At 44.9% G+C, this 1,943-nt stretch carries 3 protein-coding genes; all 3 read right to left on the bottom strand.

The genetic code is table 11. From position 1 onward, the window contains the following. The coding region (locus HMPREF2955_RS16000; protein ID WP_371326398.1) for an RHS repeat domain-containing protein at nucleotides 1-271 on the bottom strand (271 nt) is incomplete at its 3' end. A gap of 136 nt (nucleotides 272-407) precedes the next feature. Then, complete coding sequence (locus HMPREF2955_RS14100; RefSeq protein ID WP_139145578.1) at nucleotides 408-917, bottom strand: hypothetical protein; 510 nt, start codon at nucleotides 915-917, stop codon at nucleotides 408-410. Next, a partial coding sequence (locus HMPREF2955_RS16980; protein WP_246830168.1) for an RHS repeat domain-containing protein occupies nucleotides 886-1,943 on the bottom strand: 1,058 nt, incomplete at its 5' end. The genes HMPREF2955_RS16980 and HMPREF2955_RS14100, both read right to left, overlap by 32 nt.

Genomic DNA, 1,943 nt, shown 5'->3' with positions numbered 1-1,943 from the left:
GGAGGTTGCCCGCCGCATCGTAGGTACAGGTCACTTCGCCCGCATCGGGATGGTTCACGCGCAGCTTGCGCCCCAAGAGGTCGTACCCGTAGGTCGTGGCCTTGCCGTTGGGGTGATGCACGGCGGTTACCTGTCCCACGGCATCGTAGTCGTACTTCACGGTGATGTTGTCGCCCGAGGCATGCTGAACCGTCTCGCGGTTGCGCCCCTTCTCGTCGGTATAGCTCTCGGCATGGCGGCCGAGCGCATCGGTCACCCTTGTTTCAAGCATCGGCTCGCCGTCATGGGAGACGATGCCGTAGGCCGTCGTGGTCATAGCCCCGTCGGGCAGCGTAACCTTCGTCGTGCGGTCGTAGGCGTCGTATTCGATGGTTGCCTGTATAATTGTTAGTTACCACTAAATTTCTTTAATCTATTGTTATTCTTATCGGAATAAACACCGCAATGGGCTTATCTGAAAATACAAGAACCTCTTGCTCAACATCCTTTAACACCCTTAACATTTCTTTATCAAACGAAGATGTTAAACCACGAGCTAGCCTAAGTTCTAAAATGTTAGATTTAGGTACGGCAAGTAAAAGCACAATAGCTGTACCCGATGTGAATGTCTCATCATCAACGCGGAATTTACGCAAAATTTTGTCTTTTAATTTAAGTAGCGTTTGAATTTCAACGTTCCAAGTTGCATTATCAATAATTTCTCCTTTCCTTGAGAAGTAACAATCTCTTACGATTGTATTATTAAATCGCCAAAGCTGCTCGTATTTAAGCCCTTGAACATCATATAATACACTACTCTCTTGTTCCTTATCAGAAATAACAATTCTATTCTGTCCACAAGAGGCATTAGAGATGAATAATAGCATATATATGCACAAGCGGATCTTATTTCTCTTTAAAATTACGAATGGATTCATGTTCTCTTTCCTTTATTTGATTTTCTAGTTCTATATTGCCATCCTGCGTTCCTGTTGAGCCACCATGACGAGGGTCTTTGCCAATTAAATACATATACAAATGGCCATCAAATTCATGACCAACGGCTTTTGCTTGCTCTTCCGGAGTTGCAAGTGGGTTTATAAAAACTTTAAAGTTCTTTGAGGGAGAAATCTCTCCACCAGGAAATGCCTTTTGCTCATCTGTAGGACGCAAGGTTGCACCAAAATTACCAACAACCTCTATCTCATCTTTAAGACCCTGTTTCAATAATACGAGAGAATATTGCTGTCTTAGTTCCTTTGGTCCAGAATAGTTCCTCATCCTAATCTGGTATTCATTTGAGCGTTTAGGTTCTTTAAAATCTTTAGACTCAATTTTTCCTGAAGAATCCATATACATATATGTTTTCGAAGTCGCGTCAAAGTCTACAGTTCTTCTGTCTGAAACAATTCTCTTTAAAATGTCAAGATTCTTACTTGTGGGGTTTCTTCTACAAGCTTCCTCTACAGAACTCAACTCAATATAAAGGTTTTTATCCAACACTATTACCGAACGGGCTCCTGCGGGTAAACTAGAAAGCAGTACAGAAAACGATGCTGTGTTAGCAACATGTACTTTTGCTCCATCTGAATCCAATAACTTTACTGGATTTCCGGCACAATATACATACCCACCAACACTTGGATACCTCTCCGCCAACGGATCCACCCCATACCACAAACTCGTCCTCGGGTTCATATATCTAGCACCATAATAGTACAGTCCCGTTTCCTCGTCGAACTCCTTGCCGTTGAACTTGTACGGCATCTCCTCACTGCTGCTGTGTTCATCCACGAGCAGTTCACCATACGGCAGGTAGGCGTCGAACTGGGCGACGTTGGCCTTGGCGTCGGTGATGTAGGAAGTGGAGCCGAGGTGGTCGGAGTGGTAGTAGAAGATGTCCTCGTGGTTGGCGGTGTCGGCAGGCACGTAGCCGTAACCCGGTTGCGCATTGTCAGGGTCTT

Origin of the sequence: Prevotella sp. HMSC073D09 (assembly GCF_001814145.1) — a bacterium.
In the GTDB taxonomy this organism is placed as follows: domain Bacteria; phylum Bacteroidota; class Bacteroidia; order Bacteroidales; family Bacteroidaceae; genus Prevotella; species Prevotella conceptionensis.
This window is presented reverse-complemented; position numbering and strand designations above follow the sequence as displayed.